The sequence below is a fragment of the Thermoanaerobacter sp. A7A genome (assembly GCF_000445185.1).
Classification (GTDB): Bacteria; Bacillota; Thermoanaerobacteria; order Thermoanaerobacterales; family Thermoanaerobacteraceae; genus Thermoanaerobacter.
In genome coordinates this window covers 1-6,451 of sequence record NZ_AVAF01000021.1, presented here as the reverse complement: position 1 = coordinate 6,451, position 6,451 = coordinate 1, and the positions used below count along the sequence as shown (strand labels likewise).

At 34.7% G+C, this 6,451-nt stretch carries 11 protein-coding genes; 9 read left to right on the top strand and 2 right to left on the bottom strand.

The genetic code is table 11. The features are described 5' to 3' along the window. Window positions 1–75 precede the first annotated feature (75 nt). Both M663_RS0101460 and M663_RS0101455 read right to left on the bottom strand, forming a co-directional pair. Entirely contained in the window at window positions 76–294 is a 219-nt protein-coding gene (locus M663_RS0101460; protein WP_003871399.1) for a sulfurtransferase TusA family protein, read from the bottom strand. Between the two features lie 11 nt (window positions 295–305). Continuing rightward, window positions 306–1,199: a LysR substrate-binding domain-containing protein gene (locus M663_RS0101455; protein ID WP_029687704.1), complete on the bottom strand. Its 894-nt coding sequence runs from the start codon at window positions 1,197–1,199 to the stop codon at window positions 306–308. Between the two features lie 190 nt (window positions 1,200–1,389). Between M663_RS0101455 and M663_RS0101450 the strand changes: the two genes are divergently transcribed. The 9 genes from M663_RS0101450 (at window position 1,390) to M663_RS0101400 (ending at window position 6,450) form a co-directional block, all read left to right on the top strand. After that, entirely contained in the window at window positions 1,390–1,632 is a 243-nt protein-coding gene (locus M663_RS0101450) for a sulfurtransferase TusA family protein (RefSeq protein WP_029687703.1), read from the top strand. A gap of 20 nt (window positions 1,633–1,652) precedes the next feature. Continuing rightward, a complete protein-coding gene (locus M663_RS0101445; protein WP_029687702.1) occupies window positions 1,653–2,669 on the top strand; it encodes a YeeE/YedE family protein in 1,017 nt (338 codons plus the stop codon). 52 nt (window positions 2,670–2,721) lie between these two features. Next, complete coding sequence (locus M663_RS0101440) at window positions 2,722–3,075, top strand: DsrE family protein (RefSeq protein WP_029687701.1); 354 nt, start codon at window positions 2,722–2,724, stop codon at window positions 3,073–3,075. A gap of 12 nt (window positions 3,076–3,087) precedes the next feature. Continuing rightward, entirely contained in the window at window positions 3,088–3,447 is a 360-nt protein-coding gene (locus tag M663_RS0101435; RefSeq protein WP_029687700.1) for a DsrE family protein, read from the top strand. Between the two features lie 12 nt (window positions 3,448–3,459). Continuing rightward, the gene (gene tusB, locus M663_RS0101430; RefSeq protein ID WP_029687699.1) at window positions 3,460–3,738 is read left to right on the top strand and encodes a sulfurtransferase complex subunit TusB; all 279 of its coding nucleotides are present in this window, start codon (window positions 3,460–3,462) and stop codon (window positions 3,736–3,738) included. 208 nt (window positions 3,739–3,946) lie between these two features. Then, window positions 3,947–4,324, top strand: a complete 378-nt coding sequence (gene gcvH / locus M663_RS0101420; protein ID WP_029687698.1) for a glycine cleavage system protein GcvH — start codon at window positions 3,947–3,949, stop codon at window positions 4,322–4,324. 228 nt (window positions 4,325–4,552) lie between these two features. Continuing rightward, the gene (locus tag M663_RS0101415) at window positions 4,553–5,500 is read left to right on the top strand and encodes an ROK family protein (RefSeq protein WP_029687697.1); all 948 of its coding nucleotides are present in this window, start codon (window positions 4,553–4,555) and stop codon (window positions 5,498–5,500) included. A 10-nt stretch (window positions 5,501–5,510) separates the two neighbouring features. After that, entirely contained in the window at window positions 5,511–6,083 is a 573-nt protein-coding gene (locus tag M663_RS0101410; RefSeq protein ID WP_029687696.1) for a DNA-3-methyladenine glycosylase I, read from the top strand. A gap of 142 nt (window positions 6,084–6,225) precedes the next feature. Continuing rightward, window positions 6,226–6,450, top strand: coding sequence for a sigma factor G inhibitor Gin (locus tag M663_RS0101400; RefSeq protein WP_029687695.1), 225 nt, complete (start codon window positions 6,226–6,228; stop codon window positions 6,448–6,450). The last annotated feature ends 1 nt before the right edge of the window (window position 6,451 follow it).

Genomic DNA, 6,451 nt, shown 5'->3' with positions numbered 1-6,451 from the left:
CTTTCGCGGAAGAGTAGGTCGCTGCCGGTAAAATTTTATAAAGCCCCCTTTATAAATAAACTCCTTTATAGGAGTTTATTTTTTTATATATACTTCCCAGACGCCAGTTAACACTTCCTCTATTTTTAAAGTGCAACCTATTTTAGAAAAGTACGTTTCTATATTGTCCAAGCTACAGCGATGGTCTACAACCACTTTTAATACATCTCCTTCTTTCATTTCTTCATATTTTTTTCTAGTTTTTAAAAGAGGCAAAGGACAGATTTCCCCCATACACATGATTTCATGAACCATTTGCATCACCTTTAGCAGAAAAAATTTTTACCGCTGTTTTTTATAAAGTCGATGAAATCGGACTTGGATTTTTTGTAAATCTTTTTATTGTATATGATTGAATAAGTGTAATTAAATTCTATGTTTTCAACCTGAACTATAGACAAGGTCTTAGTATATAATTCTTTCTTTATGGCTATATAGGGTAAAATAGACAGACCGTGTCCTGCTGCTACAGAGGACTTTATCGATTCAATAGAGGGAGATTCCATTTCAATTTTTAATTTTTTGATGTCAATTCCATTGGCTAAAAGTGTTTCTTCAATTACTTTTCTTAGAGCGCATTTTTTATGTATTATAAAAAAATTATAACGCAATAATTTGTTTTTTAACAAGCTTTTTTCTTCCCAATTACCACTTGCGACAAAATGCATTTTGAATTCTCCCAGAGGAATGCAGGAAATATTTTCATCTATGTAACAGCCTTCTATAAACCCAATATCTATTCCTCCTTCTTTGATGTTATAGATCACTTCTGGTGTGAAATTGTGTTCCACATGAACTGTAACATTCTTATACCTTCTCTTAAATTCGTGAAGAGTGCAAGGAAGAGCATATTGGCCAATAGTGGGGCAAGAGGAAATTGTAAGCCTGTTCATGCAGTCGTTTTCGCAGCACTCTAAGTCCTTAATCATATTATCATATAGATTTAATATCCTCTCTGCGTACTGATACACCAATTCTCCAGCTACGGTAGGAATAACTCCTCTGTTACTGCGCTTTAAAAGAATAGCTTTTAAGTCTTTCTCTAATGCTTTTATTTGTTGACTTATGGCCGGCTGGGAGAGATACAATTCTTTTGCTGCTGAGGAAATGCTCTTATAGTATACGGTTTTATAAAATGCTCTCAAATTTTCAATATTCACAATGACCCCCCCTGTTTGTTAAAAAGCTATCGCAGTACAACGTTTCGCTTGATTAAGTTTTATTATACTACAAAGTTTGTTATAAGTAAAACTAATATCACATAAGAATTTCAAATAATATAAAGGGAAAATTTTATAGTATAATAAAATTGAAATGTTAAAATGATAACAAAGTGAGGAGGTATGTAAAATGGGGAATGATGTTAAACCCACCTATACTTTAGACGAAAGAGGGGAAGTGTGTCCAGTTCCTGATGTAGACACGAGAAGAAAACTTAAGGAGATGAAATCAGGAGAAATTCTTGAAGTGTTAATTGACTATGCACTTTCCAAAGAGAGAATTCCATCTGGGGTTAAAGAAATAGGAGGGGAAGTCATCTCTATTGAGGAAATTGGACCCAGTGAGTGGAGAATTCTTATTAAAAAGCTTTGATAAGATGAGGGGGAGATTTTATGGATCCGAGGGTACAGGGACTTTTAGTAGGAATACTTTTTGGAATAGTTTTACAAAGAGGTAGAATTTGCTTTAACTCAGCTATAAGAGATGTGAAGATGACAAAAGATAATTATCTTGCAAAATTAGCCTTACTTGCAATACTGGTGGAGACAGTAGGGTTTCAATTAGCTGCTCAATTAGGCTGGATTAAATTGAATCCAATAGCTTTTGTACCTCTTGCACAGATAATTGGAGGATTTTTATTTGGTATGGGTATGGTCTTGGCAGGAGGATGTGCCAGTGGTATTACTTACAGGATAGGTGAAGGTTATATAACAGCTTTTGTAGCCGCAGTATTTTTTGGTGTCACCGCTTCTGCCGTAAGAGGAGGACCTCTCTCATTTGTAAATAGTTGGATGGGGAAACCCATAACTACTACTAATAACCCGGGAGGGTTTTACGCTTCAAAAGATGGAGCTGTCAATTTAACTTTGGCAAATCTTTTAAATATTAATCCATGGATTGTAGCAATCATTTTTGCTGTGATACTTTTGATAGTATTAATATTTTGGAAGACTACAGAAAGGAAAGTTTCAGGACTTGATTGGGTTACAGGTGGAATTGCTTTAGGACTTGTAGGAATTATAGCATATCTTTCTCAGAAGACATATCCCCTTGGCATCACAGGAGGTTGGGTGAATCTTTTCAGAACCACTACTGCAAATTTAGACCTTACTAAGCCTATTCCGTACAACTGGATGGGCATGGAGATAGTGGGCATTATAGTCGGAGCATATCTGGCGGCACTTTTTGCAAAAGAATTCAGATTGAGAGTTCCAAAAGACCCAAAAACTTTTGTTCAGGTAGCAGTAGGAGGTATTTTAATGGGATTTGGTGCAGGAAGTGCTGGAGGATGCAATATAGGGCATATTCTTTCGGGGCTTCCACATCTAGCAATAAGTTCAATTATTTTTACAGTATTTACACTATTCGGAAATTGGTTTATGGTGTGGTATCTTTTTGAAAGAAGATAAATTGTGGAAGGGCTTTGCCCTTCCAAGGAAATTTTAAGAGGAGGGAATAAATATGCATATAGCAATACAGGTAAATGTGCCCCCTTATACAAATGAGGACATGGATACAGCGATTCATTTAGCACAAATCCTTGTGAATAGGGGGCATAAAGTTTCAATATTTTTGTTTGCTGATTCTGTTCTTGCAACAAATAAACTAGTAAAACCCATGAAAATTGATAGAAATATTCCATTAAAACTTCAAGAACTTTCAGATAAGGGAGTAGAGGTTCACATTTGCGGTCTTTGCGCACAATACAGGGGAATTACAGAAGATATGAAAATTGAAGGTTCAGATTTCTCCGGAGTGCCGGAGATGGCAGCACTTATTTACAATTCCGATAGGTACATCAATTTACTGCCATAGGAGGTGTAAAGAATGAAAAAAGTTTTATTTGCAGTGTACAATTCGCCTGTTGGGAGCATCTGGATAAATGAGGCTCTCAGAAGTGCTTTTGGTATGTACGGAGAAGACCTTGAACCGGTTGTACTTTTTGTAAACGAAGCAGTTCTTGCGGTTCGTAAACAATGCAAACCAGAAATAATTGGATGTTTACCGCTATCCATTACCTTTAAATATTTGGAGAAATACAATACTCAAGTATATGCAATAAAAGAAGACCTTGAAAAATATAGCATAAAAGAAAATGAAATTGAACCTCATTGGAATTTAAAGACGATAATAAAAGAAGAACTTCCAGACTTTGTACATTCTTTCGATAAGGTAGTATTCTTTTAGGAGGGAAAAGATATGGCGTTGATAATTGTTAAGAAAAGTCCGGCTAATAAACTTTCAGAATTTTTGCTGAAACTTGCACTGCCCCAGGATAAAGTTATTTTCATACAGGATGGGGTCATTTTTGCAATTGAAAAAAATCTAAAGGGCCTTGTAAAAGAAGGGGTTGAGCTCTTCGCGCTTAAGGAAGATTTTATTGCAAGAGGATTTGAAGAGAGTGAAAGCCAAATTCCTTTGATAGATTATGAGGGATGGGCTGATCTTATAGAAAGGGATGAGAAAATAATTTCTTAGAGGTATGCTTGTGCTGGCTCATGCTGCTTCAGCACAAGCAGAAGTTGCGGTAGATAATGTTTTTGGCGAATCAAACACATTAGATTATCTGATTTGGTGAGTCTGTACACAAAGTGTAATTTTCTTAAATACAAACTATTGTTAAAAACTTAAAGTTTGGGAGCTTTTTGAATGAACAAAATATTTCGTGGAATAGGGGGTTTTTAAAGTGAAAGTTTTGGAGGGATTATACTATTCTAAAGACCATGTATGGCTTAAAATAGAAGGGGATAAAGCATATATAGGAATAACTGACTATGCACAGGATTCTGTAGGAGATATAGAATACATTGAATTACCAGAAGTAGAGACTGAATTCACTGCTGGCGATGTACTTGGAGTCCTAGAATCGGCAAAAGCAGCCTCTGACGTTTATATACCAGTGGATGGAAAAGTAGTTGAAGTAAACAACAATATTCTTGATGACCCTTCTTTAGTAAATAGTGATCCTTATGATAGTTGGCTTGTATTAGTAGAACTTAAAAACAAATCACAAGTTGAGAATTTAATGACAGCCGAAGAATATAAGAAATTATTAGGGAAATAATAAAAGAGAATGCCTGAAAAGGCATTCTCTTAAACTGTAGACATAGGATATTTTGAATATTTTTTAACTTTGTCAACAAGCTGAGAGAATGCCTGAAAAGGTATTCTCTTTTTGTGTGTTGACTTTATTAATAATTTTAGTAATGTTATAATTATTTAAAGGTTTTTTATTCAGAAGGGTATATATGTAATTTTTTGAAGGTAGTAATATGGCAATGGAGGGATAAAAATGGGGAGAATCCTATGCGGTGTGGACTTAGGAGGTACAAAGATAAGTACAGGGTTTGTAGATGAGAAGGGCAATATCATAAAGAGCATCAAAATACCTACTATGGCTGAAAAAGGGCCAGAAGAAGTAATTAAGCGAATCGAACAAAGTGTTTATGACATTTTAAAAGAAGCAGGATTAAAATTATCTGATTTAAAAGGAGTTGGGATTGGATCTCCAGGTCCCCTTGATGCTAAAAGGGGAGTAGTTATAAGCCCACCTAATCTTCCTGGTTGGGATAATATCCCTATTGTGGATATTTTATTTAATAAGCTGGGAGTTGAAGTAAAATTAGAAAATGATGCAAATGCTGCAGCTATTGGAGAAAATTTGTTTGGCGCAGGAAGAGGTATAGACAATTTTGTTTATATAACTGTAAGCACTGGGATTGGTGGTGGCGTAATAATAGAAGGGAAACTTTATAGCGGAGAAAATTCTAATGCAGCTGAGATTGGGCACCATACTATAAATTTTAATGGGCCTCGATGTAATTGCGGAAATTATGGGTGCTTTGAAGCTTTTGCTTCTGGTACGGCTATTGCGAGATTTGCTCAAGAAGGAATTCAAAATGGGAAAGATACAATGATAAGGGATTTAGCCAAAAATGGAGTAGTAAAATCGGAACATGTATTTGAAGCGGCAAAATTGGGAGATGAATTTGCGAAAGAATTGGTTGACAATGAAGCTTTTTATCTTGGAGTGGGAATTTCAAATATCATGGCTTTTTATAATACAAAAAGAATTGCCATAGGTGGTGGCGTATCCACTCAATGGGAGATGCTCTATGATAAAATGATGGAAACAATAAAGAAAAAAGCTTTGAAGCCTAATGCCGAAGTATGTGAAGTAGTAAAAGCAGAGCTTGGAGAAAACGTGGGTGTTTTAGGAGCGGCAGCATTACTTTTATAAGAGGTGAAATATGAATAGGTGTCCTTGGTGTCTTAGTGACGACATTTACATAAAATATCATGATGAAGAATGGGGAGTGCCTGTTCATGAGGATAAAAAACATTTTGAGTTTTTGGTTTTAGAATCGGCACAAGCGGGTCTTAGTTGGATTACTATTTTAAGAAAAAGAGAAAATTACAGGAAAGCCTATGCTGACTTTAACCCTATAAAAGTGTCACAATATGATAAAAAGAAAGTAGAAGAACTCTTAAAAAATAGTGGAATTATAAAAAACAAAAAGAAAATAGAGGCTTCAATACACAATGCAAAAAGGCTTATAGAAATACAAAAGGAATTTGGAAGTTTTGATCAATATATTTGGGGTTTTGTAAATTATAAACCTATAATAAATGCGTGGGAAAAAATTGAAGATATACCTTCTAAAACTGAATTATCAGATAAAATCAGCCAGGACCTTAAAAAGAGAGGATTTATTTTTATAGGTTCTACTATCATATATTCCTATATGCAGGCTGTAGGTATAGTAAATGACCATTTAATAAGCTGCTTTAGATATAAGGAGTTAATTGAGCCTTTTAAATAATACAGGCAGGGCTTGGTGCAATTTGCATTGAGACTTGCTTTTTTTCTTTTAAGAAAAAATATAATGAAATTGAGGAAATACAAAAAAGGGTGAATATATTTCTGCACAAAAGGGAATAATTTCATTAGGATAATTTTGAAAGATGGTGTTGCATATGGAAAGCATAGCAACAAAAAGGAAATGCTTTATATGCGAACAGCAATCAGAAGATGGAATAGAAGTGCTAGGGAAATTTCTTTGCGCAAATTGCCAACAAAAATTGATAAACTTATCTCCTTTTGATGATAGTTATGATTTTTACAGGCAAAAAATGATAGACATATGGGAAGGCTATATGAAAGACATAAAATATGAAAACCGGATATGAA